Annotated in this window: 24 protein-coding genes; 17 read left to right on the top strand and 7 right to left on the bottom strand. The window is 61.4% G+C overall.

Annotation, left to right across the window (positions count from 1 at the left end; genetic code table 11):
* Positions 1 to 27: 27 nt before the first annotated feature.
* A complete protein-coding gene (gene lgt, locus ACIGGE_RS02840; RefSeq protein WP_397489367.1) occupies positions 28 to 903 on the top strand; it encodes a prolipoprotein diacylglyceryl transferase in 876 nt (291 codons plus the stop codon).
* Positions 900 to 1,985 (top strand): class I SAM-dependent methyltransferase, encoded by a 1,086-nt coding sequence (locus ACIGGE_RS02835; RefSeq protein WP_397489366.1) that lies wholly within the window; start codon positions 900 to 902, stop codon positions 1,983 to 1,985. Before lgt ends, ACIGGE_RS02835 begins: the two co-directional genes overlap by 4 nt.
* Here ACIGGE_RS02835 and ACIGGE_RS02830 read toward each other — a convergent pair.
* From ACIGGE_RS02830 to ACIGGE_RS02815, 4 genes are all read right to left on the bottom strand, one after another.
* Positions 1,982 to 3,526: an ABC transporter permease/substrate-binding protein gene (locus ACIGGE_RS02830; RefSeq protein ID WP_397489365.1), complete on the bottom strand. Its 1,545-nt coding sequence runs from the start codon at positions 3,524 to 3,526 to the stop codon at positions 1,982 to 1,984. The genes ACIGGE_RS02835 and ACIGGE_RS02830 overlap by 4 nt on opposite strands.
* Positions 3,523 to 4,290 carry an ATP-binding cassette domain-containing protein gene (locus tag ACIGGE_RS02825; protein WP_397489364.1) on the bottom strand — a complete coding sequence of 256 codons (768 nt, stop codon included), beginning with the start codon at positions 4,288 to 4,290 and terminating at the stop codon, positions 3,523 to 3,525. Before ACIGGE_RS02825 ends, ACIGGE_RS02830 begins: the two co-directional genes overlap by 4 nt.
* Positions 4,287 to 4,745 (bottom strand): hypothetical protein, encoded by a 459-nt coding sequence (locus tag ACIGGE_RS02820; RefSeq protein WP_397489363.1) that lies wholly within the window; start codon positions 4,743 to 4,745, stop codon positions 4,287 to 4,289. The genes ACIGGE_RS02825 and ACIGGE_RS02820 overlap by 4 nt, the downstream gene beginning before the upstream one ends.
* A 69-nt stretch (positions 4,746 to 4,814) precedes the next feature.
* A complete protein-coding gene (locus tag ACIGGE_RS02815) occupies positions 4,815 to 6,341 on the bottom strand; it encodes a sensor histidine kinase (protein ID WP_397489362.1) in 1,527 nt (508 codons plus the stop codon).
* A gap of 165 nt (positions 6,342 to 6,506) precedes the next feature.
* On the opposite strand from ACIGGE_RS02815, the gene ACIGGE_RS02810 reads away from it, so the two are divergent.
* The 8 genes from ACIGGE_RS02810 (at position 6,507) to ACIGGE_RS02775 (ending at position 12,732) form a co-directional block, all read left to right on the top strand.
* On the top strand, positions 6,507 to 7,670 hold the full coding sequence (locus tag ACIGGE_RS02810; RefSeq protein WP_196847096.1) for an isovaleryl-CoA dehydrogenase: 1,164 nt from the start codon (positions 6,507 to 6,509) through the stop codon (positions 7,668 to 7,670).
* Between the two features lie 3 nt (positions 7,671 to 7,673).
* Positions 7,674 to 7,958, top strand: a complete 285-nt coding sequence (locus ACIGGE_RS02805; protein WP_397489361.1) for a hypothetical protein — start codon at positions 7,674 to 7,676, stop codon at positions 7,956 to 7,958.
* A complete protein-coding gene (locus ACIGGE_RS02800; RefSeq protein WP_397489945.1) occupies positions 7,930 to 8,199 on the top strand; it encodes a hypothetical protein in 270 nt (89 codons plus the stop codon). The genes ACIGGE_RS02805 and ACIGGE_RS02800 overlap by 29 nt, the downstream gene beginning before the upstream one ends.
* Positions 8,196 to 9,806, top strand: coding sequence for a carboxyl transferase domain-containing protein (locus ACIGGE_RS02795; protein ID WP_397489360.1), 1,611 nt, complete (start codon positions 8,196 to 8,198; stop codon positions 9,804 to 9,806). Before ACIGGE_RS02800 ends, ACIGGE_RS02795 begins: the two co-directional genes overlap by 4 nt.
* Before the next feature lie 79 nt (positions 9,807 to 9,885).
* Positions 9,886 to 10,524, top strand: coding sequence for a hypothetical protein (locus ACIGGE_RS02790; protein WP_397489359.1), 639 nt, complete (start codon positions 9,886 to 9,888; stop codon positions 10,522 to 10,524).
* 88 nt (positions 10,525 to 10,612) lie between these two features.
* Positions 10,613 to 11,239, top strand: coding sequence for a lysophospholipid acyltransferase family protein (locus tag ACIGGE_RS02785; RefSeq protein WP_397489358.1), 627 nt, complete (start codon positions 10,613 to 10,615; stop codon positions 11,237 to 11,239).
* Positions 11,229 to 12,050, top strand: coding sequence for a DUF1295 domain-containing protein (locus ACIGGE_RS02780; protein WP_397489357.1), 822 nt, complete (start codon positions 11,229 to 11,231; stop codon positions 12,048 to 12,050). Before ACIGGE_RS02785 ends, ACIGGE_RS02780 begins: the two co-directional genes overlap by 11 nt.
* A 55-nt stretch (positions 12,051 to 12,105) precedes the next feature.
* The gene (locus tag ACIGGE_RS02775) at positions 12,106 to 12,732 is read left to right on the top strand and encodes a hypothetical protein (RefSeq protein ID WP_234036446.1); all 627 of its coding nucleotides are present in this window, start codon (positions 12,106 to 12,108) and stop codon (positions 12,730 to 12,732) included.
* On the opposite strand, the gene ACIGGE_RS02770 is transcribed toward ACIGGE_RS02775, so the two are convergent.
* The 3 genes from ACIGGE_RS02770 to ACIGGE_RS02760 form a co-directional block, all read right to left on the bottom strand.
* A complete protein-coding gene (locus ACIGGE_RS02770) occupies positions 12,711 to 13,865 on the bottom strand; it encodes an AI-2E family transporter (RefSeq protein ID WP_397489356.1) in 1,155 nt (384 codons plus the stop codon). The two genes, ACIGGE_RS02775 and ACIGGE_RS02770, sit on opposite strands and share 22 nt — an antisense overlap.
* A 133-nt stretch (positions 13,866 to 13,998) precedes the next feature.
* Positions 13,999 to 14,577: a PilZ domain-containing protein gene (locus ACIGGE_RS02765; RefSeq protein WP_103024022.1), complete on the bottom strand. Its 579-nt coding sequence runs from the start codon at positions 14,575 to 14,577 to the stop codon at positions 13,999 to 14,001.
* A 160-nt stretch (positions 14,578 to 14,737) separates the two neighbouring features.
* Complete coding sequence (locus ACIGGE_RS02760) at positions 14,738 to 15,625, bottom strand: flagellin (protein WP_397489355.1); 888 nt, start codon at positions 15,623 to 15,625, stop codon at positions 14,738 to 14,740.
* A 236-nt stretch (positions 15,626 to 15,861) separates the two neighbouring features.
* On the opposite strand from ACIGGE_RS02760, the gene ACIGGE_RS02755 reads away from it, so the two are divergent.
* Genes ACIGGE_RS02755 through ACIGGE_RS02725 form a run of 7 tightly spaced genes read left to right on the top strand, consistent with a single transcriptional unit; the run spans position 15,862 to position 22,382 of the window.
* Positions 15,862 to 17,115: a sigma-54 interaction domain-containing protein gene (locus ACIGGE_RS02755; protein WP_397489354.1), complete on the top strand. Its 1,254-nt coding sequence runs from the start codon at positions 15,862 to 15,864 to the stop codon at positions 17,113 to 17,115.
* Entirely contained in the window at positions 17,112 to 17,474 is a 363-nt protein-coding gene (gene fliE, locus ACIGGE_RS02750; RefSeq protein ID WP_103024025.1) for a flagellar hook-basal body complex protein FliE, read from the top strand. Before ACIGGE_RS02755 ends, fliE begins: the two co-directional genes overlap by 4 nt.
* A gap of 3 nt (positions 17,475 to 17,477) precedes the next feature.
* On the top strand, positions 17,478 to 19,103 hold the full coding sequence (fliF, locus tag ACIGGE_RS02745) for a flagellar basal-body MS-ring/collar protein FliF (protein ID WP_397489353.1): 1,626 nt from the start codon (positions 17,478 to 17,480) through the stop codon (positions 19,101 to 19,103).
* On the top strand, positions 19,100 to 20,119 hold the full coding sequence (fliG, locus tag ACIGGE_RS02740) for a flagellar motor switch protein FliG (RefSeq protein WP_397489352.1): 1,020 nt from the start codon (positions 19,100 to 19,102) through the stop codon (positions 20,117 to 20,119). The genes fliF and fliG overlap by 4 nt, the downstream gene beginning before the upstream one ends.
* The gene (locus tag ACIGGE_RS02735; protein ID WP_397489351.1) at positions 20,112 to 20,687 is read left to right on the top strand and encodes a FliH/SctL family protein; all 576 of its coding nucleotides are present in this window, start codon (positions 20,112 to 20,114) and stop codon (positions 20,685 to 20,687) included. The genes fliG and ACIGGE_RS02735 overlap by 8 nt, the downstream gene beginning before the upstream one ends.
* Positions 20,675 to 22,006, top strand: coding sequence for a FliI/YscN family ATPase (locus ACIGGE_RS02730; RefSeq protein ID WP_397489920.1), 1,332 nt, complete (start codon positions 20,675 to 20,677; stop codon positions 22,004 to 22,006). The genes ACIGGE_RS02735 and ACIGGE_RS02730 overlap by 13 nt, the downstream gene beginning before the upstream one ends.
* Complete coding sequence (locus tag ACIGGE_RS02725; RefSeq protein WP_397489350.1) at positions 21,996 to 22,382, top strand: hypothetical protein; 387 nt, start codon at positions 21,996 to 21,998, stop codon at positions 22,380 to 22,382. Before ACIGGE_RS02730 ends, ACIGGE_RS02725 begins: the two co-directional genes overlap by 11 nt.
* Positions 22,383 to 22,403: the final 21 nt, after the last annotated feature.

Raw genomic sequence — 22,403 nt, 5'->3', positions numbered from 1 at the left:
TGGATTCACCTCTAAGGGGATAAGCACTTGCTGTCACTACTGGCTGCATCGGGCGCGGCAGAACCGATCTACTGGGAAAATCTGGGCTTGCGGCCCTATCTGTTCGAGGTCGGCGGTTTCCAATTGCGATTCTACTCGCTCGCCTACCTCTTCGGCATATTGCTGGCCTACTGGCATCTGTCGAAAATGATCAAGGCACCGGGATCGCCCATGGCCCAGCGCCACGCGGACGACCTCTTTTTCTATTGTACGCTTGGGGTCATCCTCGGCGGCCGGCTCGGTTATGCCGCATTCTACAAGCCGGAACTGTTCGGCGGTGTGGAACTGTTCAAGCTGTGGGAAGGGGGAATGAGCTTCCATGGCGGGGTTATCGGGGTGCTCATTGCAATCAGCTGGGTCGCATGGCGCAACGGACTGAACTGGCTGCGCATCTGCGATTACATCTCGGTGAATGTGCCCTTCGCCTACATGCTTGGCCGGCTGGCGAACTTCATCAACGGCGAATTGTATGGCCGCCCCGTAGAGAGCGATTTTCCTTTCGCCATGGTTTTCCCAACCGATCCGGACCAGCTCGCCCGCCATCCAAGCCAGCTATATCAGGCCGGATTCGAAGGGCTTTTGCTAGGTGTGCTGCTTTTCGCGCTCTTCTGGAAAACGCGTGCCCGTTATCGGGCCGGACTGCTGGTTGGCGTGTTCACCATAGGCATGGGTCTCGGCCGGTTCCTGATGGAATTTTTCCGCGAACCGGACGCCTACCTCGCTTATGTCGTCGTGGAAACGGGCCTCTCCCGCGGGCAGTGGCTCAGTCTTCCGATGATCGCGGTAGGTATCGTCGTTGTGATCTATGCGATGATGAAGCCGCCCGTTGGCGGCCCGGCCAGGGCTAAACCGCAGTCCACATGAGGGACCGACCAGAGACGGATCTGGCGCGCACGTTTCGCCGCCTGATCGACCAGCACGGACCGATGCCCGTGCTGCGCTATATGGGTGAAAGCAACGCGCGTTATTATACGACGCGCGATCCGTTGGGCGCTGCTGGCGATTTCACCACTGCGCCGGAAATCAGCCAGATGTTCGGCGAAATGGCTGGGCTGTGGCTCGCGGACATCTGGGTGCGGGCGGGGCGACCGGCAAATCCGATCTATGTCGAACTTGGCCCAGGCCGTGGGACGTTAGCCAAGGATGCGCTGCGCGCCATGGCCAGTCAGGGGCTGCGCCCGGACGTGCATCTGGTCGAGGGTTCCGAGGCCTTGCGCAAAGTGCAGGGCGGTGTGCTGGCGGGAGCCCAATTTCACGATACGATCGATAGCGTCCCGGATGGTCGCCCCATTCTTTTGCTGGCGAACGAATTCCTGGACGCCTTGCCCATCCGGCAACTGGTAATGACAGAAAGGGGGTGGCGCGAACGTATGGTCGGCATCGAAGGGGGGGAGTTCGCCTTCGTGTCCGGACCCAACTCGATGGACGACGCTGTGCCGGAAGCCCAACGCGCAGCACCCGCGGGGACTGTGATCGAAACCTGCCCCGGAGCAGCAGCCCTAGTCGAAGCCGTGGCTCGCCGGATAGACGTGCAGGGCGGCGCCGCGCTGTTCATCGATTACGGGCACGTCGATGTCCGCAGCGGATCCACCTTGCAGGCGGTAAAATCGCACGAAAAGCTCGACGTGTTCGACGCGCCGGGAGAAATGGATCTCACGGCGCATGTCGATTTCGCCACCCTAGATACTATTGCTCGCCGCGAGGGGCTGGCCAGTTCGCTGACAACCCAGGGGGCATGGCTCGGCGCTATGGGCATCGCATTGCGGGCAAAGGCACTTGCAAAGGCATCCCCCTCTCGCGCCGATGAAATCGAAACTGCGGTCGAACGGCTGGTGCAGCCGGACGCAATGGGCGAACTGTTCAAGTGTCTCGCGATTACGGCGCGCGACTGGCCGCGCGGTGCGGCTTTCCCCGAAGGCGAGCGGCGCAAGCCCACGGCGACTTAGGAGCCGCCGAGTCCCACGCGCCGAGCCAATCTATTGGCTGCTTCGCCGAACGACAGTTTGTCATCCTCGCGATCGACGGACAGGTTCGCTGCCCGCATCGCCTCCACATCTATCGCCCCTACCAACGGCCTGAGCACCGCCAGCAGGCGGGCGTCCCGGCTTGCCTGAGGCGAGACGAGGAGGATGGCGTCGTAGTTCGGCAGCGCGCCTTCGGGATCATCCAGAATGACCAGATCGTCGGCAGCGATGCGCCCGTCCGAGGTGTAAGCACCAATCACGTCGGCCTCCCCTGATCGCAGCGCGTTGTACATGAACGTGGGTGAGAAGGTGCGCTGGTCTGCGAAACGCAGGCCATACGCATTGCGCACTGAGACCCATTCGGGCCGCTCGAAAAACTCAGGGTCACCGCCAATCGTCAAGCTTTGCGCGCGGACCGCGAGATCGCCGATGGATCGAACTCCGCCTTGTGCAGCCTTTGTGCGTGGCATTGCGAGGCCATAGGCGTTTTCGAAACCAAGCCTTCCTACTACATTCGTACCGCTGGTGTGCTGTTCCCAATCCACGATTTCGGCGAGCATCGCGTCGCGGTCGGGATTGTCGCTGCGTTGCATCTCGTTGGCCCAGATCGTTCCTGTGTAATCCACCATGATGTCGATGGCGCCGGTGGAAACGGCGCGATGCGCGACTGCCGAACCCAGGCCGTCTCGATAAGCGACCGTATATCCGTTCGCTTCCAGCCGCTGACCGATAAGACGAGCAAGGACATATTGCTCTGAGAAGCTCTTTGCCCCGATCACGATACGATCATCGTCGCGGCCGCCGAAGGAAACGAACAGCGCTGCCAGAATGCCCAGAAGGACCGCTGCGAGCCCTCCCAGGCTCAGGACCCGGCGCCGTGTGCGAAGCCCCCTTTCGATGGTCCCGAGAAGCGCATCGGCGACCATCGCCAAGCCGGCGCTGGCGATACAGCCTGCGAGCACCAGCACCCAATTCTGTGTCTGCAATCCGGCAAATATAGGATCGCCGAGGCTCGGTTGGCCGATCGTGGTGGACAGTGTCGCAGCGCCAATGGTCCAGACGGCCGCGGTACGGATGCCCGCCATGATGTAAGGGGACGACAGTGGCGCTTCGACCAGTCGCAAGCGCTGCCAGAAAGTCATTCCTACACCGTCAGCAGCCTCGATTACCCCTGGGTCGAGATTGGTCTGCGCTGTCACAGCGTTGCGGAGGATCGGCAGGAGGGCGTAGAGCGAAAGGGCAAGAAATGCGGGCAGAAAGCCGAGCGTTGGCAAGCCTTCCCCGAATATTGCGCGAAGGTTCAGCAGGATCGGGAAAAACAGGGCCAGCAGGGCAAGCGCGGGAATGGTCTGAACCAAGCTGGCGAAACCAAGCGTGATCCGCGCGATCGGTGGCGAGCGGCTTGCCCAGATTGCCGTCGGCAGTGCGACCGCGATACCCAGCATGATCGCCGCGGCCGAAAGCAGGACATGAGCCGCAAGCTTGTCGCCCAGGCCGAGAAGGGCCGTCCAGATATCGCTCATCGGGTGAGCTCGGCCAGCCGGTCCGCTTGCGTGCGCGGCACGGCGACGAGACTTTGTGCGATCTGGCCGCCACTCCCGTGGAGCAGGGACTGCGGGGCTTCATCGGCAACGATGGCTCCTGCTTCCATCACAAGAACCCGATCGGCCAGTAGCAGTGCTTCGGCCATGTCGTGGGTGACCATCACCGTGGTCAAATTCAACTCGCGATGCAGGCTTCGCACACGCTCACCCAAGGCATCGCGGGTGACCGGGTCGAGCGCACCGAACGGCTCGTCCATCAGCAGGAGCTGCGGCTCGTTCGCCAGCGCGCGGGCCACACCGACCCGTTGGCGCTGCCCGCCGGACAGTTCGTTCGGCATGCGCGTGGCCATGGAGCGTTCGAGATCCACCAGGTCGAGCAGTTCCGCGATCCGTTCGCGCGTCAACTTCTGACCGCTGATGCGCGGGCCGATCGCGATATTCTCGCCCACGCTCATGTGGGGAAACAGCCCGACCGACTGGAAAACATAGCCGATCCGCCGCCGCAGTGCGGCAAGCGGCAGGCTTTCTACCGGATCGCCATCAATCAATACCGTGCCGGAGCTCGGATCGACCAATCGGTTGACCGTCTTGAGCAAGGTGGACTTGCCCGATCCGGATGCCCCGACAAGCGCAACGAATTCGCGCCGGGCGACGGCGGCCGAGATGCCCGCTACCGCCTGGGTACGTTCATAGCTTTTACAGACGTCGCGAAATTCGAGCAGCGGTTGCGTCTGCTGGTTCACTCCGCCTGTTCCGATCCTTCGCCGGGCGGGGCGTATTCGACGCGCGTAAGTTCGATCTCGGTGTCGCCGCTTCTTGCGCGCATGGTATCCCCGTTCATTCGCTCGGGCCTCCAGCAGCGCTCCGCTCCGTTCTCGCTGTCGGGTGTGAAGCAAAGGAGCTTGTCTCCCTCGTCCTTCGAATACGTCCAGCTGCCGGTCTGCCACGGATCGCCATTGCGCAGATCGCGATAAGTGCCGTCGGGATCGATCTCGGTAACATAGCGTGCCCCGTCTTCCGCGATCGCTCGCCAGGCGGTGGAACTGAATGCTTCGGGGACAGTCCGGGAGGAAGATGGTTCGGTCGTTGCGACAGTTTCGAGCCCGTCGGTCCCGATAGTTCCGCCTGCCGTGTTCCCAGTCGGAGAACAGGCGGCCAGCGCAAGCGCAACAAACCCCGATGCAAATAGAAATCGCATATGTTCTGCTCCCCTTTGTATCGGCGTGTGGGAAAGCACAGCAATTGAGCTGGTGCAAGGCAGCTGGGATCAGTTCCCTATCGACTGCCGCGGGAAAGCGATACGCACGCGTAGTCCGCCGTCGGCAAATTCGCGCTCGAACGACCCCTTGAGCTGCCCTTCAACCGCCATCCGCAACAGGCGCGAACCGAACCCTTCGCGTTCCTGCTCGTCCGGAACCTGATAGCTCGGGGCGCTCTCTTCCCAGATCACGCAAATGTCGTCGCTATCGTCGCTATCCCCTTCGACGGTGACAGTCACCTTTCCTTCCTCGCTGGAAAGGGCGCCATATTTCGCAGAGTTCGTAGCAAGCTCGTGGAAAATCAGGGCGAGTGGCGTAGCGGCGCGTTCGCCGACGGCAACGCCGGGGCCGACGATGCTGAAACGCGCGTTTCCAGCGGTATCGTAAGGTGCCAGCAAATCGGACAGCAGCCCGGATAGCGTGCCGCCCTTGTGCCCATGGCCCGGGCGGACATAATCGTGGGCTGCCCCCAGGGCGCGAATGGTTTCACTCAATTCAGATGCGAATTCCGTAACCTCCGGCTTGCCGCGCGAACGGATTGCCACGAGGCCCGAAATGACGGCGAAGATGTTCTTGATACGATGCGAAAGTTCATTCGCCAGCAAGTCGCGGGCTTCGGCCATTCGGCGCTGGCGGTCCACGTCGATGACTGTTCCGAACCAACGCGGTTTTCCCGTTCCCGCAGACGTTCGAACGGCTCTCGAGAGCATCCAGCGATAATCGCCATCTGCAAGTTTCAGGCGCCATTCGTATTCGAAGGGTTCCCCGCTCTTCAGCGATGTCCGAAAGGCATCGATCGCAGTTTCCCAATCTTCGGGGTGAATGGCAGTCTGCCAGTCATCCAAATTCTGCGGCTGGGACAGACCAGTCAGTTCATCCCACTGCACATTGACGTAATCGAAATTACCCGATGCATCAGCCGACCAAGCAATCCCGGGAACGCTGTCGATCATCCGCTTGAGATCGCTTTCCCGCTCGTTGACAGCTTCCTTTGCCGCATCGCCCAGGCGCTGCTGGGATATGCGCCGCATCGTAGCCTTCGCCAGAACCGACAGCGTGTTTTGCTGAAGCTGGGACAGCCCGTCTTCGTGAGGCTCGCTATCGATGAGGCAAAGAGCGCCCAGGGCCGCGCCCTCGGCAGAGATCAGCGGCTGGCCGGCGTAAAAGCGGATATGCGGCTCACCCGTGACGAGCGGATTGTCCGCAAAGCGAGTGTCTCCCTTCGCGTCGCGAATGACCATAGCTTCCGTGCCCAGCATGGCATGCGCGCAGAAACTGGTCGAGCGCGGTGTTTCGCGCGCGTATATTCCCGTTCGAGCGAGGAACATCTGACGGCCCTCTTCGACCATGGTGACCATGACCATGGGTACATCGCAAACCTTCGCTGCAAGATCGACGATCTCCTGCAGTTCGGGATCGTCGATCATGGCGTCCGTACCGTGCGCAGCAAGGATCGCGAGGCGCCGTTCCTCGTCGCAATAGGCTTCCGAAGGGGGTTTGCCTTCGGGCCAAAGGATGTTTTCCTTACGGTACATGCTCTCGTCCAGAGGCGCTTTAGACTCAAATTTAAACGAATACCTAACGCAAAAAGCAAGTTCGCAGCTTCAGTCTGCCGTGCAGTCCAATCGGTTTGCTCCGCAGCCTTGGCTCGGCTATCGGCCCTGACGACAGTTACTTTCGCGAGCCCTTGAGGAGAGACGATGCGCGCGACCCCCCAGTTCGATTTCCAGCTCGGCGAAAGTGTCGAGATGATCCGCGAGGCTACGGCCCGCTTCGCAGACGAGCAGATTGCCCCGCTCGCCGAAAAAATCGATCGCGAGGACTGGTTTCCGCGCGACGAGCTCTGGAAGCAGATGGGCGAACTCGGTTTGCATGGCATTACCGTATCTCAGGAGGACGGTGGCCTGGGGCTCGGCTATCTGGAACATGTCGTCGCCGTGGAAGAAGTGAGCCGCGCCAGTGCCTCGCTCGGCCTTTCCTACGGCGCCCATTCCAATCTGTGCGTCAACCAGATCCGGCGGTGGGGCAACGAAGAGCAGAAGGCCAAATATCTTCCGGGCCTGATCAGCGGCGAACATGTCGGCTCGCTCGCCATGTCCGAAGCCAGCGCCGGATCCGACGTCGTTTCGATGAAACTGAAAGCGGAGGCGGTCGATGGCGGCTATGTGCTCAACGGCACCAAGTTCTGGATTACCAACGCGCCTTTCGCCGATACACTGGTGGTCTATGCCAAGACAGATGGCAGCGCGGGCAGCCGCGGTATCACCGCCTTCCTGATAGAAAAGGACGACCCAGGCTTTTCGATCGGGCAGAAGATCGAAAAGGTCGGCATGCGTGGCTCCCCCACATCGGAACTGGTTTTCGACGACTGCCGCATTTCCGAAGATCGGGTGATGGGGCCGGTCAACGGCGGTGTCGGCGTTCTGATGAGCGGGCTCGATTATGAACGCGTGGTGCTTGCCGGATTGCAGCTTGGTATCATGCAGGCGTGCCTCGATACGGTCATTCCCTATCTGCGTGAAAGAACGCAGTTCGGCAAACCCATCGGCAGCTTCCAGCTTATGCAGGCCAAGGTGGCCGACATGTATGTCGCGCTGCAATCGGCCCGAGCCTACACCTATGCGGTGGCCAAGGCCTGCGACAGTGAACAGACTACCCGTTTCGATGCGGCAGGGGCCATCCTTCTCGCATCGGAGAACGCGTTCCGCGTTGCGGCAGAATCTGTTCAGGCGCTGGGCGGGGCTGGATATACGCTCGATTGGCCAGTGGAACGGTATATGCGGGATGCGAAACTGCTCGATATCGGCGCTGGAACGAATGAAATCCGTCGGATGTTGATCGGCCGTGAACTGATCGGGGCATGACTTATGAGCGACACCGTCCTTACGGCTCTACAATATTACGGTGCGGGGGCGGCGCTGGTGGCGGCTTTCGTCGTGTCTTTGAACATCAGTACACGCGTGACTGGCTGTGCGTTCGTCTTATTCGTCACCAGTTCGATCGCCTTGGTTGCGTGGGGATTCCTGAAACAGGATGCAGAAGGAATCGGCTGGCAGAATATCGGTCTGCTCATCATCAACATCGTCGGCGTCTATCGCTATCTGATTGCAGCGGGCGGTAACGATGATGGATCCCAAGCAAGCCGCGGTTGATGTGCCGGACCTGCTGGGCGAATGCCCGTGCGGCAATTCAGCCTGCGCTTTCTGCGGGCGTTGCGGATCACCCGTGTATTCTCGCCGTAACAGCGTCCCGGGAAAATTGCAGCCGCGCACCGGACTGATCCTCGATTTCCAGCAACCCGAAGAATTGACTCGGCAACATGGCGAATTTGCCCTGCCGTGGATCGGCCCGCTAGCCCGCATGGCCGAAACGCCCCAGAAGGAAACCGCATGACCGCCCCCGTTCTTATGTCCACTCTCGATCGCGAAGCTCCCGAGGCCAAGGCGCGTTTTACACACAATGCGTCGCTCGCGGCCGACTTGCGGGCCAGCGTTGCCGCCGCTGCGCTGGGCGGTTCGGAAGGTAGCCGGGAACGGCATGTCGGGCGGGGCAAACTTCTCCCGCGCGAGCGCGTGGAGCGCCTGCTCGATCCCGGCAGTTCCTTCCTCGAAATCGGCCAGCTTGCCGCCAATGGCATGTATGGCAAGGACGAGATCAATGGCGCGGGTCTGATTGCCGGGATCGGGCGTGTCTCCGGCCGTCAGGTGATGATCGTGAGCAACGATGCCACCGTTAAGGGTGGTACCTATTACCCGATGACGGTGAAGAAGCACTTGCGTGCGCAGGAGATCGCGCAGGAAAACCGCCTGCCCTGTATCTATCTGGTCGACAGCGGCGGGGCGAACCTTCCCCACCAGGCCGAGGTCTTTCCCGACCGCGACCATTTCGGTCGTATCTTCTTCAATCAGGCGAACATGTCGGCGCTCGGCATTCCGCAGATTGCCTGCGTGATGGGATCGTGCACTGCCGGTGGAGCCTATGTGCCCGCCATGTCCGACGAGACGGTAATCGTGCGCAATCAGGGCACGATCTTCCTCGCCGGGCCACCGCTGGTGAAGGCGGCCACGGGCGAGGAAATCAGCGCCGAGGAACTCGGCGGCGGCGACCTGCATGCGAAGAAATCCGGCGTGGTAGATCATCTGGCGGAGAATGATGAACACGCGCTCACCATCGTGCGCGATATCGTGAGCCACCTCGGCGACAACTACGCTCATGCAAAGGATATCCAGCTGAAAGAGCCCCGCGCGCCGAAATTCGACGCCGAGGATCTTTATGCGCTGGTGCCGGAAGATGTGCGTGCGCCTTACGACGTTCACGAAGTCATCGCGCGGCTGGTCGACGGCAGCGAATTCCACGAATTCAAGGCGCACTACGGCAGCACACTGGTCTGTGGCTTCGCCCACATCTGGGGCATGCCGGTGGCCATCCTGGCGAACAACGGCGTGCTATTCTCCGAAAGCGCGCAGAAGGGCGCGCATTTCATTGAACTTGCCTGCCAGCGACGCATCCCGCTCCTCTTCCTGCAGAATATCTCCGGTTTCATGGTTGGCGGCAAATACGAGGCCGAAGGCATCGCCAAACATGGCGCGAAGCTGGTGACGGCTGTCGCGACCGCCAGCGTGCCCAAGGTGACCGTGGTCATCGGCGGCAGCTTCGGCGCCGGCAACTATGGCATGTGCGGGCGCGCCTACTCCCCCCGCTTCCTCTTTACATGGCCCAACGCGCGGATCAGCGTGATGGGGGGCGAACAGGCGGCATCGGTTCTGGCCACGGTGCACCGCGATGCCGACAGCTGGACGGCGGAACAGGCGGAAGAATTCAAGGCCCCGATCCGGCAAAAGTACGAAGACGAAGGCAATCCCTATTATGCCACTGCGCGGCTTTGGGACGACGGCGTCATCGATCCGGTGCAGACGCGCGACGTGCTTGGCCTGGCTTTTGCCGCAGCACTCGAAGCGCCGATCCCCGAACGCCCGCAGTTCGGGGTCTTCAGGATGTAGCGCCGCGGAACCGCATGGCCCTCACGCGCATTGCGGTTAGTAATTATGGGGATTGGGCGGGTGTCTAGGAGAGATATCCATGTCGGGCCAGGAAATTACCCTTGCCGTCGTTATTGCTGCAGCAGTTGTCATCCTGTTGCTCGTCTGGCTCTTCATGCGTCGGCGTCGCACGCAGGCGCTGCGCGATGCCTTCGGCGAGGAATATGATCGTACGGTAGAGGCGCGAGGAAAGCGGAGCGCTGCCGAAGACGATCTGATCGAACGCAGGGAACGCGTAGCGAAACTCCAGATACGCCCGCTCACTGCTTCCGAACGCGACGGCTATGCAAACGACTGGAATGAAACCAAGGCGTTGTTCGTCGATAGCCCGGTAGAGGCGGTGAGCCGCGCCGATCGCCTGCTGACCGATGTTATGAACACCCGCGGTTACCCGATGGGCGATTTCGAAAACCGCCACGCCGATCTGACCGTCGATCATGGCGATGTGGCCAAACATTACTTCGCCGGCCACGAAATCGCTGCCCGTTCGAGCGACGCGACGACCGAAGAACTCCGCAGGGCCATCAACCACTACGAAGCGCTATTCGCGGATATGACCAGCGAAATAGCCGACGAGACCGGCGCTTCTGGCGAAAGAGAAATCGATGGGGCCGACCGCCGGGAGGCTCCCACGAAGCCGGCGGCTTTCAGTACCACAACGCGCCGCCCCGGCGACTGAACTCCCGTATCGACCCGCTCTGGATTCCTGACAGCTCGGCACTCGCTTTCGCCGCGTCTTGGTCTATGGGCGGGTTCAGGGAGAGACCATGCCTACTGATCCAAACCGTCGGCCAGCGCTTTCGAGCCGAATGGTACAGCGCATCCTGCTGGGCCTTTACCGCTGGAAGGGATGGAAAATCGAAGGCCGCAGGCCCGATTGCGAAAAGTTCATAATTCTAGGCGCGCCCCATACTTCGAATTGGGACTTCGTTTTCTTTCTTGGCGCGGCAAACCAACTCGGTATCAAGCCAAGCTTCATGGGCAAGACCAGTCTGTTCAAATGGCCGATGACCAACTTCATGCTCGACATGGGGGGTGTGCCGGTCGACCGGACGAAGCGCGGAAAATATGTCGACCAGGTTGCGGCCGCCTTCGAGGCTTCCGATGAATTGGCGCTTGTGATCGCGCCGGAAGGCTCCCGCACCTTCAAGGGTGGCTGGCGAACGGGCTTCTACCATATCGCCGTGGCGGCGGGTGTACCCATCGTCCCTGCATGGGTTAACAATAAGACAATGCGCGGAGGTATGGGAGAAGCCATGATGCCAACCGGCGACTATCGGGCCGATCTTGCGCATCTTGCTGCATTCTACCGCGAGAAACGTCCTGATTGTGACCGCTTCGTCGCTCTTGAAAAGAGCGCGCAGACGCTGGGGGAGATGAAGGGTGATAGCTGAAGCGCTGCTGGCCAATGCGGCCATATTGTTCGGACTGGCCATGATCTTGTGGGTGGTCGCGGTACAGATCGACGATGTCAGCTTCGTCGACGCCTATTGGGGTGGGGGAATGGCTGTGATGGCTGCGGTCAGCTGGTTACGGCTGTTCGACCCGGGCCCTCTCGCCAGCTTGCTGATGGCGATGACGGTAATCTGGGGAATGCGGCTATGCATCCATCTGCTTATCCGCTGGCGGCGTGAAGGCGAGGATAAACGCTATGCGCGCATACTCAGGAAAGATCGGGAGAAGGGCCGCTTCGCCTCAGCCGCGCTGACAAAGATATTCCTGAGTCAGTCGGTGCTGCTGTTTCTTGTTTCGAGCCCCGCGCAATATGGGATCCTGGAAGCCAGCAGCTTGACGCCGATAAGCGGCCTCGCGCTTTTCGGACTTGGCCTGTGGGCGACCGGCATAGCGTTCGAATGGCTTGGCGATTGGCAACTCGCGCGCTTCAAGGCTGACCCCGAGAACAAGGGCAAGGTCATGGATCGCGGGCTTTGGCGATACACCCGCCATCCCAATTATTTTGGTGATGCCTGTGTCTGGTGGGGCATCTGGATTGCAGCTGCCAGTGCAGGGTGGTGGGTGGCCGCTGTCACCGTGGTCGGCCCCCTGTTCCTTACATTCACGCTGACGAAATGGTCCGGCGCTCCACTCCTCGAACGCGGCATGAAAGCCTCGCGCCCGGGTTATGACGAATACAAGGCCCGTACGTCGGCGTTCTTCCCGCTCCCTCCGAGAAAAAGATCGTCGCGTTCGCGGGAAGGGGTTTAACCGCCGCGCCTCCCATCCTAATTGAACTGGCAGGACGAGACGGGAGCGCCTTGCCGTGAGTGACGACGACATCCAGGAACTGCGGAGCCGCTTTGCGCGCGAGGCCATGCGTCTGATGGAGCGCCGCGGCGAGGAAGTAACCCGTACCAAGCTGGCCGCCGAACTGGGTGTCGCACGCGCCCGGCTCGATGCCGTATTTCCCGAAGAAGGCGATCTGCTGGAAGCGGTGACCGGCGAATGGTTCGCCCCCAAACTTGCCGTCATGGACGAAGTCATGGCTTCGGGTCTGCCGCCGCGGCGCAAGATGTATGAATTTATCGCGCGCCGATTCCTCCTGCTGCGACAGAATTATCGCGACGATCCGGCGACCTTCAATCTCTATGTCGAAATGGGTGAACGATATTTCGAATATGCGCGCAGCTATATCGATCTCGCCGATCACTATCTGTGCGAGCTGATTGCGGAGGCACAGGCCGAAGGGTATTTGCAGGGTCTCGAGGTCGATACCGCCTTGTCGCTCATCAACCAGATGGTGAACTGCTATCTTCAGCCCTACATGATCGCGATGATCGACGAACGGCTGAGCGAGGAAAAGCTGGCGCTGATCGTCGGTGCGATCTTCGATGGATTAAACGCGAAGGATGGCGGCGCTGGCGGTACTCAGGATATCCGCGCGGCCTGATCCGGCTGGTTCGTGGCCGCGGGCGAATTACCGCCTTCACGCTGCTCTGCGAAAATGCCCCAAGCGGCGAGGAACAGGCCGCACACCAGCGGGCCGACGACGATGCCCGACAAGCCCATCGATGCGATCCCGCCTAGTGTAGTCACCAGCACCAGCCAGTCGGGGATCCCCGTGTCGCGGCCCACCAGGATCGGACGCAATACGTTGTCGGCCATGCCGATGATCGCCACGCCTGAGATGATAACTACTACGCCCTGCCATACCGCTCCCGTCGCCAGCAGATAGATCGCTGCCGGCGCCCAGACGATCGCCGGTCCGACGGCCGGCAGCAGCGAAGCGATCGCCATGATCACGCCCAGCAGCAGGACGGATGGAATGCCCACTATCCAGAAGGTAATGGCCCCAAGCGCCCCCTGCACCAGTCCGACGACTACCGACCCCTTGATGGTGGCGCGAACGATCGTCAGGAAACGCAGCGCCAATCTGTCGGCAATGTTCCTGTCCATCGGCATCGAAGCAAGGATTGCCTCCCCGATCGTGCGCCCGTCGCGTAACAGGAAGAAACCGACGTAAAGGGCAATTCCGAAGCTCAACACAAAGCCGACGACACTACCGCCTATCGCCAACGCCTGTGCGGCGATAATACCCAGAGAGGCCTGGATGAAGGTCTGCGCGCGTTCCTGTATATCGCCCAGATCGCCGAACCCTGCGCTATCGAGCGAAGATTGAATGTTGGCAGGCAAGGCTCCAAACACCCGCTCGAAATACATCGCTACATCGATCTGGCCATCCTGGAAGGCAAGGAACAGCCCCGCTGCCTCGTCGATCACCGCGCTGCCGATCCACAGTGCCGGCAACACCACCGCAAATAGAATGACGAGCATGCTGGCAAGCGCTGCCTGCGTCGTTTTCAGCGGGCGCTTTGCCAGAAACCAGCGGTAAAGCGGCTGGAACAGGATCGCGGCGAGCGCGGCCCACAACATCGGCTGGAGAAAAGGCAGTACGATCGCCAGCAGCGCCAGCGATACGAGCGCGAGGAACAGCAGAAATCCGCCCTGTTCGACCTGCCTTGTTTTCGGATGATCGTGCAAGGTGTTCAGCGCCCTGCCATTGGGACGATCGCAAACGGCCACAAAACCGCTGCAGAAAGGTTGGGGCTGGTCCTGAACATGTCGCGTGGTCCGGCTTCGCCGAACTCGATCCTCCCGGTAGTTGCGCTTTAGATAAGCGCGGCGACGGATCGGCGCAAATGTGAAATTCGCTATATTAGCTCGCAGCTGACCGCTCGAGCATGGCTGCCAGTTTCCGCAGCGTCTGGACGGAAATATCGAACGCCTGAAGCTTCGCCATGTAACCTGCCACTACCGCCGGGTCGTCGGCCAGTTCATCGCCCAGTATTTCGAGGGTGTCCGCGACCTTTGCGACATCGGCCGCGGTCAGCGCGGTCGAGATGAGGGGCGTGGCTGATCTGGCAATCGGGGCGTGGGTCAGTTCTGCTTTGGTCTGCGCCACGGCGCGGTCTACGTCGGTCTGGGTGTTCTGGCCGGAGGGCAGCCAATCGGCGACTTTTGCCCGGCCGTGGAACTGCAGTCCGACCCTGCTGGCCTGCAGCCAGACGATCTGCGCTTCGAGCGAGATATCTCCGCGAATGAGCCGGCATGGCGTTCCTGGAGGGGGCAGGGCCGCGCCTTCCACCAGGGCGCCGCCGGACGAGATGTTGCGAACCTTCACCGTGCATACGCTGCCGCCCGCCGCCAACTTGGCCATGACGAACAGATTGGTCCGCGCTTCGGCACGCATGCAGTTCATATGCGGCGAAAGCGTTTCGTATGCTGCCGAGATCATAGTTAACTCCCTCGCTCCCTATTGACTTGGTGGAGCGAATTTTCGCTTTCCGGCGGGATCAGCGTTAACGCGTAGTCATTCTCTGGCCCGGCGGAAAAGCGTAAGGCCCGCCGCTCTTGCGAGCGACGGGCCTTGCTTCTCGTTGCCTGGGTTCAGGAGGTTAGCGGAGCAACGAGAGGACGTTCTGCTGGCTCTGATTGGCCTGTGCGAGCATGGCGCTCGAAGCCTGGCTCAGGATCTGCGACTTGGCGAGCGCGGTCGTTTCAGCCGAATAATCGGTGTCTTCGATGCGCGAACGAGCGTCGGAGAGATTGGTGACATTATTCGACAAGCTGTTCACCGCCGATTCCAGCTGGTTCTGTGCTGCACCCAAATCGGCACGAACTGTCGAAACCTGCGAAATGGCTTTATCAAACTGGTCAAGCCAGTCCACATCTGCACCAGCGTCGGTACCGTCGGCCGTTTCGAATTTCGTAAGGTCGATGGCGAGGGCAGTTGCGATGGCAGTCGGGTCATCGGCCGTGCCGTCGGCGTCCACGTCATCGGTGTTCAGGTTTCCAAAAGTCAGAGTAACTTTGTCTGCCGCGTTCGCACCTGCTTGGATTGTAACAGAGCCTTCGTCACCCGCTGTTCCGTCGAAGAGCTTGTTGCCATTGAACTCCGTATTGGTGAGAACGCTTCCAATCTGAGTGGAAAGCGCTGTCATTTCCTTCTGAATATTGGCTTTATCGCCGCCCGAATAGCTACCATTCTTTGCCTGAACCGTCAGCTCGCGCATACGCTGCAGCATGTTGGTGACTTCGTTGAGCGCGCCTTCAGCGGTCTGCGCCATCGAAATACCGTCGTTTGCGTTGCGGATACCCTGACTCATGCCGCGCACCTGCGAAGTCATCGAGCTGGCAATTGCGAGGCCGGCGGCGTCGTCCTTGGCGCTATTGATGCGCTTGCCGGTCGACAGACGTTCCATCGCGGTGCCCAGAGCTTTGCCGGCAGCGTTCGCGGAGTTTGCGGCTTTCATCGCGCCGATATTGGTGTTGATCACGTTCATGGCTAAATTCCCTTTGGTCTACGATCACTTTGTCTACGATCACTGCCCCCCAACAGGATGCGGCAGCCGAGAACCAGACCGGCAGGAATTTAACCGGCTTAAGGGTCAAATTTTTCAAGGCCTTAACGAACGTTAACCATAATACGTGTTTTCACTAGGCCTAAAATTATCCAAAAGTTGGACGTCCAGGCCGCAAATCCCCCTTCGTCGCTAAGACTTGCCAAGTGGGGGCACTGATGGACGGGATTACGAAAACCCAAAATTTTTCGAAAATACATGGGACGATCGATGCACGGATGGCGGGAATTGCCTCGTCCTTGTTCATGGATCGACCTGTGACGTTGGCCGATCAGGGCGATCGTTCATCGGATTGCGGTGGACGGACTATCCGATTGGCGCGTGGGGACGCGTCGGGGTTCGAACTGTCGGGCGCCGGTGGTACGATCACCTACAGCGATCCCATCGCCGAAAGCAGTATCGCCGCGCTGGTTGCGATGACATATGCCGGTGAAGGTCCTGTTGCTGCGGATCCCGCCTCGCTTTCCATCATCGCACTGGCGGATCGTCTCGCACGCACGAACATCCCGGTGCTGATCAACGGACCCACGGGTACGGGCAAGGAAGTGCTGTCGAATTTCATCCATCGCCGTAGCGCCCGCGCCGCCAAGCCCTTCATCGCTGTCAACTGCGCCGCCATTCCCGAAACCATGCTGGAAGCGATGCTGTTCGGCCATGAAAAGGGCTCGTTCACAGGCGCCAATGCCGCGGGCGAAGGCTTTTTCCGTGCTGCCGACGGCGGCACCCTGCTGCTCGACGAAATCGCTGAAATGCCGCTCTCGCTTCAGGCGAAGCTGCTGCGTGCCCTTCAGGAAGGCGAAGTCGTCCCGATCGGTGCGACCCGGCCGATCAAGGTTGATGTGCGCATCATTGCCTGCGCCAACCGCGACCTCCCGCATGAAGTTCAGGAAGGCCGTTTTCGTGCTGACCTTTATTATCGCCTCAACGTGTTTCCCATCGAAATGCTGGCACTTCGCGAACGCCGTGCCGATATCGCTCCGTTGGCATTTGCCATGCTGCTGCGCCATGTCGGCAAGGGCGAACGCATGCCCTGGATCAGCAATGCAGCGCTTGCCGCGCTGGCCAATTATCCATGGCCAGGCAATGTCCGCGAACTCGAAAACGTCATGCGCCGGGCACTCTTGCTGTCGCAGGGCCATGCGGAAATCGGTATCGAGCATATCGTCTTCGACATGACTGCGCGCGCCGTCGAAAAGCCGGTCGAAGCACCGGTTGCCGCTGAACCTGAAGCATCGGCAAAACTGTCGAAGATTGTCCAGATCTCCGAAGCGCGCGCCATCATGGAAGCGCTGGAATCGGTCGGCGGTCACCGCGCCAATGCCGCCCGCGCTCTGGGCATAAGCGAACGCACGCTGCGCTATCGCCTCGCGTCCTTCCGTGATGCCGGCATTGCCGTAGGAGCAGGTCGATGAACCCCGTAGGAGGCATTGGCGGTGGCGGATCGCTGGAGCAGATTATTGCGCTGCGTCAGCAGATCATCGATCGCTCCAAAGTCCTGCAGGACGTTCATCAGCCCAAGTCTGCCGGACCGGCCGAAGCGACGGGTGGGGCGCCCAGTTTTGGCGATTCACTCCGCACAGCGCTGGATAACGTCAATTCGGTCCAGGCAGAATCCGGCCGCATGACCGCCGCGTATGAACGCGGCGAGGAAACCGATATCGCCAAGGTGATGCTGGCCCGGCAGGAAGCCGGGGTCGCCTTCGAAGCAACTCTCCAGGTCCGCAACAAGCTGCTTGCCGCGTACCAGGAAACCATGCGGATGGGAATCTAATCCATGAACGGTCTGGTACCTGCCGAGAGCCAAGGCTCCGGCATGCTGACTCCGCTCACAGCCGGGGGTGGCTCGTTTGGCGACCGCCTTCGCGCCTTCACCGCGCAGCCAGCCGTGAAGCGGGCGCTGCCCTGGTTCGGCGGAATGGCCGGTCTGGGTCTGCTGGCACTGACGTGGGCGACGTTGTCCCCCGCGCCGCAGCGTGTCTTGTATTCCTCCCTTGCCGATTCCGAACGCGCCAGCGTGGTAGAGACGCTCGACAAGGCCGGGATCGATTATACGATCGACAATGGCACCGGTGCGCTGACGGTCGGCGAAGACGACGTCTATCGCGCGCGGATGCTGGTGGCGTCCGATGGATCGCTCGCATCCCCACAAAGCGGTACCGACCTTATCGAAAGCCTCCCGATGGGGGCCAGTCGTACGCTGGAAGGCGATCGTCTGCGCGCGGCGCAGGAACGCGAACTGACCATGACCATCGCGGAAATCGACGGCGTCGAAGCGGTCCGCGTCCATATCGCCAAGGCCGAACGTTCGGTGTTCGTGCGCGAAGATGTCGCACCTTCCGCATCGGTGATGGTCCGTCTGGCGCGCGGTCGCCAGCTTACCGACGGACAGGTCACGGCTATCACCAATCTCGTGGCTGCATCCGTACCCGGCCTTGGGATCGATGCGGTCAAGGTCGTGGACCAGCACGGCAAATTGCTGACTCAGGCTCGCGATCCGAACAGCGGCCGGCTCGATCTGCAGGCGCAGATGGAAGCAAAGCTTAATGCGCAGGTGGATCACCTGCTTGCACCGATGTTCGGCAGCGATGCCTTTACCTCGCAGGTTCAGGTAGAGCTGGACATGAACGAGGTCACCTCCGCGCGCGAAAGCTACGACAAGGATGGCACCGTCCGTCGCGAAACCACGCAGCAGTCGCAGAGCGGCAACGCACCTGCCGGCGGAATTCCCGGTGTGCTGGCGAATACGCCCCCTGCTGAAGGGGAAGCGCGGCAAGGCGCGCCGCAAGATACGCAGGGCGCCCAGGCTGCTGGCGGCGTGGGCGAAAGCAGTGCGACCCGGGTCTATGAAATGGGCCGCGAGGTCTCGGTTTCCAATCTCTCGCCCGGTTCGATTAAATATCTCTCGGTCGCCGTCGCAATCGATCAGGCTGCCTTAGCCAAGGCTAGCGCGGCGGACATTAACAAGGTCAAGGAACTGGTTACGGCAGCCGTCGGCGCGCGTCAGGATCGCGGCGATCAGGTGACCGTGGTGATGCGGCCTTTCGAAAAGGTGGAAGGGGATGAACTGCCCTTCTACGAAACGAGCTGGTTCGGCATGGCCGTGCGCAACGGCGTCGCCATTCTTGCCGTGCTGCTCGTCCTGCTTTTGGCCGTGCGGCCTGCGATCAATGCGCTGCGCAGCAACGCCAAGGATGGCAGCACGCTCGAACCGCAGGGCGCCGGTGGCGAGGTTGCCGCTCTGGGCGGTCCCGGCATGGGCGTCGTCACGCCCTACGACCGGGAAGCTCTCGACGGTCAGATCGAACTCGCCCAGCGCATCGCGCGCGAGAATCCCGATGATGCCGTCCTGGCACTACGTCGCCTGCTCGCCGAAGATATGCGCCAGGGAGCATCGGCATGACGGCGCCTGCACAGCATCTGCTTGGCGGCACCGACAAGGCGGCGATCATGGTGATGCTGCTGGCCGAAGAAGACGCGTCGCGAATTCTTAGCCAGCTGACCCCTGACGAACTGCGTCAGCTTGCGGGCACGATGTGCGGCATAGGCGAAGTCGAGCCGCAGGCGATCTCCGACGCCATCGCCGGCTTTTCGCGCTCGACCGAGCATAGCGGCATTTCCGGACATGGCCGGGTCGATAATGTCCGCCGGTTGCTGAACGGCGCCGTCGGCGAAGTGAAGACCGACAATCTCATGCGTCAGGTGGCTCCGGAAGCGGAAGAGGAAGGCTTGCCTGCCCTCGGCCTGCTGCGCTGGCTCGATCCCAAGATCATCGGTGAAATCCTCGCCGACGAACACCCGCAGGCGATTGCCGTTTTGCTGCTGCAGCTCGATACTGATGTCGCTGCTGCCGCCCTGGCTGCGCTGCCCGAAGATCTGCACACGCCGGTGCTGCACCGCGTCGCGCGTCTCGGCCCGGTGTCGCGCCAGGCGATCGAAATTCTCGAACACACGCTCAATGCCAAGATCGAGAAGCTGCATGGTACGATCCCGCTTAGCATGGGCGGTATTCGTCACGCGGCGGACATCATCAACCGTTCGCATCGCAGCATCGAGAAGAACGTTATGCCGAAGATCGGCAAGATCGACAAACAGCTCGCCAAGGAACTCGAGAACGAAATGTTCAAGTTCGAGCACCTGTTCGTGCTCGATACGAAGATGACCGGCGTGCTGCTGCGCGAAATCGAAAGCGATACGCTTATTCTCGCACTCAAGGGCCTGGAAGAGGAACAGCGCGAACAGTTCTTCGGTGCCATGTCCTCGCGTGCGGCAGACGGTTTGCGCGATGAAATCGAAGCGCGTGGCCGGGTCAAGAAAACCGAGGTCGAAGCCGCACAGAAGGACATCGTCACCATCGCCAAGCGCCTGATTGCCGACGGCGAACTCATCATGGGCGAAGGCGACGAAGACTATGTCTAGGATCGCCTACGCCGCCCTCGGCCGGCCGGGCAGTTTCGCCCGCGACGGACGCTATGCGAAGCCGCAGGTTCCCGAAGAACCGGTCGAGACCGAAGACGTGGCCGAAAAGGCCTATCGCGCTGGCTATGAAGATGGCCAGCTGTCCGCCCGTGCCGATTTCGATGCCCAGCTGACTGCCGAACGGGCTGCCCGATCGGCCATCGAACTCGCCTTCGCCCGCTTCGATGCGGAAAGCGAGCGTCAGCTGCGCGACCGTATGCTCGCGACCGTCCACGCGCTGTGCGAGGAAGCGGTACTACCGCTCGCCCTCGACAGCGAAGGGCTGGCCCGGCGGGTTGAAGCGGCGGCCGCCATGCTTCAGCGCAAGCACGACCAGCGGATCATCCATATCCATCCCGAAGATCTCGAGCTCGTCAAAGCCAGCGTCCCGGCGAGCCTGGAACTGGTTGCCGACGGCAGCGTCGAGCGGGGCGGATTGCGCGTCGAAACCGACGACGGCGGGGTCGAGGACGGACCGCAGCAATGGCGCCGCGCACTCGCCGAAATCTTCGATTCATGCACGCGCTGATCGATCGCACATTCTCGACCGTCGCCTCTGCCTCGCTCGATTTGGCCCCGCGCCGGTTCGGGCGGGTGGTCGCCTGCGATGGCGGCCTGATCGAGGTCTCCGGCCTTGGCGTACCCATCGGCACGATCTGCGCGATCGCGCAGGGGGAATCGTCCGAACATCGCGCCGAAACCATCGGCTTTCGCAACGGGCACACCATGATGATGATGCTCGGCGATACGGTTCTGCTGCGTCCCGGTGCGATCGTACGTCCCGAAGGGCGACCGGGCATGCTCGGTGTCGGGCAGGAATTTCTCGGCCGTGCGGTCGACGGATCGGGCGAACCGATCGATGGCGGCGGCCCGGTCATGGCCACCACCAGCTGGCCGGCGGGCGGTTACCGTGTCGGTGCGCTCGATCGGTCGCGCGTGACCCAGGTGTTCGACAGCGGCATCCGCTCACTGAACGCGCTGACCACCTTCGGCGTGGGCCAGCGCATCGGTATCATGGCCGGATCCGGCGTCGGCAAATCGGTACTGATGGACATGATCGTCGACAATGCGCAGGCCGATGCCGTCGTCGTCGGGCTGATCGGCGAACGGGCGCGCGAAGTCTCCGATTTCGTGACCCGGCACATGGCCGGCGATCGCGCGGCGAAAACCGCTATCGTCGCGGTTCCAGCGGATCACGCGGCCAATTTGCGACTGCGCGGCGCCATGCTCGCGACATCCATTGCCGAACATCTTCGCTCGCAAGGCAAGCGCGTTCTCCTGATCCTCGACAGTCTGACCCGCGTTGCGCATGCGGCGCGCGAGATCGGGATCCTGCTGGGCGAGCCGGGCGCGGCGCGCGGGTATCCGCCCTCGGCCCTGTCCGCCATTACCAAACTCATCGAACGCGCCGGCAATTCGGAAGAATCCGGCGGGGCCATCACCGGCATCTACACCGTGCTCGCCGATGGCGACGACCAGAACGATCCGGTCGTCGATACCGCCCGTGCGATCCTCGATGGTCACATCGTGCTTTCGCGGGAAATCGCCCAGCGCGGCCAGTATCCGGCAGTCGATGTCGGCGCCTCGCTCAGCCGCGTGATGAACGATATCGTTGCGCCCGAACATGCCGTGAATGCGCGGCGGTTCCGCGCGCTCAGTGCGACGTATGAGGCCAATCGCGATCTCGTGATGATGGGGGCATATCGGCAAGGGTCCGATCCCCTGCTCGACGAAGCCATCGCCCTTCATCCACACATGAGCCGGTTCCTGTCTCAGGGCCATGGCGAATGCGTGGATATCGCCGCCGCATCCGAACAATTGACGCAGCTCGTCAGCCGTGACGCCTGAACGCCGGAAGCTGAGGCGCGCCGAGCTCATCCAGCGCATCCGGTCGGTGGAGCGCATTCAGTCTGTCGCGGCCGCCAGCGAAGCGGAGGCCACCCGCGCGCGCCTGTTCGGCGTGGCAGAACGCACCCGCAGTCTCGCCGCGCACTATGCCCAGCGCGAAGGCGACATCGTCGGCGCCGATCTGCGCAGCGGCAAGGCCATGGGCGACCAGTTGCAGCGCCTTACCGAACTGAGTGAAAAACAGGCGGAAGAAGCCGAACTTCAGTCGCAGGCCAAGCGCGAAGTGCTCGCCCAGTCCGACATGCGTCTGCGCAAGGCCAAGGAAAGCCGGCGGGATCTGGTGCGCCAAATCGTTGCCAGCCTGGAAAAGGGGTAGCAGAGCGAGAGTTTGGCACGC

This window comes from Qipengyuania sp. NPDC077410, from assembly GCF_044543405.1.
Taxonomy (GTDB): Bacteria; Pseudomonadota; Alphaproteobacteria; order Sphingomonadales; family Sphingomonadaceae; genus Qipengyuania; species Qipengyuania pacifica.
This window is presented reverse-complemented; position numbering and strand designations above follow the sequence as displayed.

Coding starts and splice junctions, on each gene's coding strand:
- ACIGGE_RS02730 (WP_397489920.1), top strand. CDS start 20,675: ATGCACGCGCTGATCGATCGCACATTCTCGACCGTCGCCTCTGCCTCG.
- fliE (WP_103024025.1), top strand. CDS start 17,112: ATGAACCCCGTAGGAGGCATTGGCGGTGGCGGATCGCTGGAGCAGATT.
- ACIGGE_RS02820 (WP_397489363.1), bottom strand. CDS start 4,745: ATGCGATTTCTATTTGCATCGGGGTTTGTTGCGCTTGCGCTGGCCGCC.
- ACIGGE_RS02760 (WP_397489355.1), bottom strand. CDS start 15,625: ATGAACGTGATCAACACCAATATCGGCGCGATGAAAGCCGCAAACTCC.
- ACIGGE_RS02815 (WP_397489362.1), bottom strand. CDS start 6,341: ATGTACCGTAAGGAAAACATCCTTTGGCCCGAAGGCAAACCCCCTTCG.
- ACIGGE_RS02765 (WP_103024022.1), bottom strand. CDS start 14,577: ATGATCTCGGCAGCATACGAAACGCTTTCGCCGCATATGAACTGCATG.
- ACIGGE_RS02805 (WP_397489361.1), top strand. CDS start 7,674: ATGAGCGACACCGTCCTTACGGCTCTACAATATTACGGTGCGGGGGCG.
- fliG (WP_397489352.1), top strand. CDS start 19,100: ATGACGGCGCCTGCACAGCATCTGCTTGGCGGCACCGACAAGGCGGCG.
- ACIGGE_RS02795 (WP_397489360.1), top strand. CDS start 8,196: ATGACCGCCCCCGTTCTTATGTCCACTCTCGATCGCGAAGCTCCCGAG.
- ACIGGE_RS02800 (WP_397489945.1), top strand. CDS start 7,930: ATGATGGATCCCAAGCAAGCCGCGGTTGATGTGCCGGACCTGCTGGGC.
- ACIGGE_RS02790 (WP_397489359.1), top strand. CDS start 9,886: ATGTCGGGCCAGGAAATTACCCTTGCCGTCGTTATTGCTGCAGCAGTT.
- ACIGGE_RS02735 (WP_397489351.1), top strand. CDS start 20,112: ATGTCTAGGATCGCCTACGCCGCCCTCGGCCGGCCGGGCAGTTTCGCC.
- fliF (WP_397489353.1), top strand. CDS start 17,478: ATGAACGGTCTGGTACCTGCCGAGAGCCAAGGCTCCGGCATGCTGACT.
- ACIGGE_RS02755 (WP_397489354.1), top strand. CDS start 15,862: ATGGACGGGATTACGAAAACCCAAAATTTTTCGAAAATACATGGGACG.
- ACIGGE_RS02810 (WP_196847096.1), top strand. CDS start 6,507: ATGCGCGCGACCCCCCAGTTCGATTTCCAGCTCGGCGAAAGTGTCGAG.
- ACIGGE_RS02835 (WP_397489366.1), top strand. CDS start 900: ATGAGGGACCGACCAGAGACGGATCTGGCGCGCACGTTTCGCCGCCTG.
- ACIGGE_RS02785 (WP_397489358.1), top strand. CDS start 10,613: ATGCCTACTGATCCAAACCGTCGGCCAGCGCTTTCGAGCCGAATGGTA.
- ACIGGE_RS02830 (WP_397489365.1), bottom strand. CDS start 3,526: ATGAGCGATATCTGGACGGCCCTTCTCGGCCTGGGCGACAAGCTTGCG.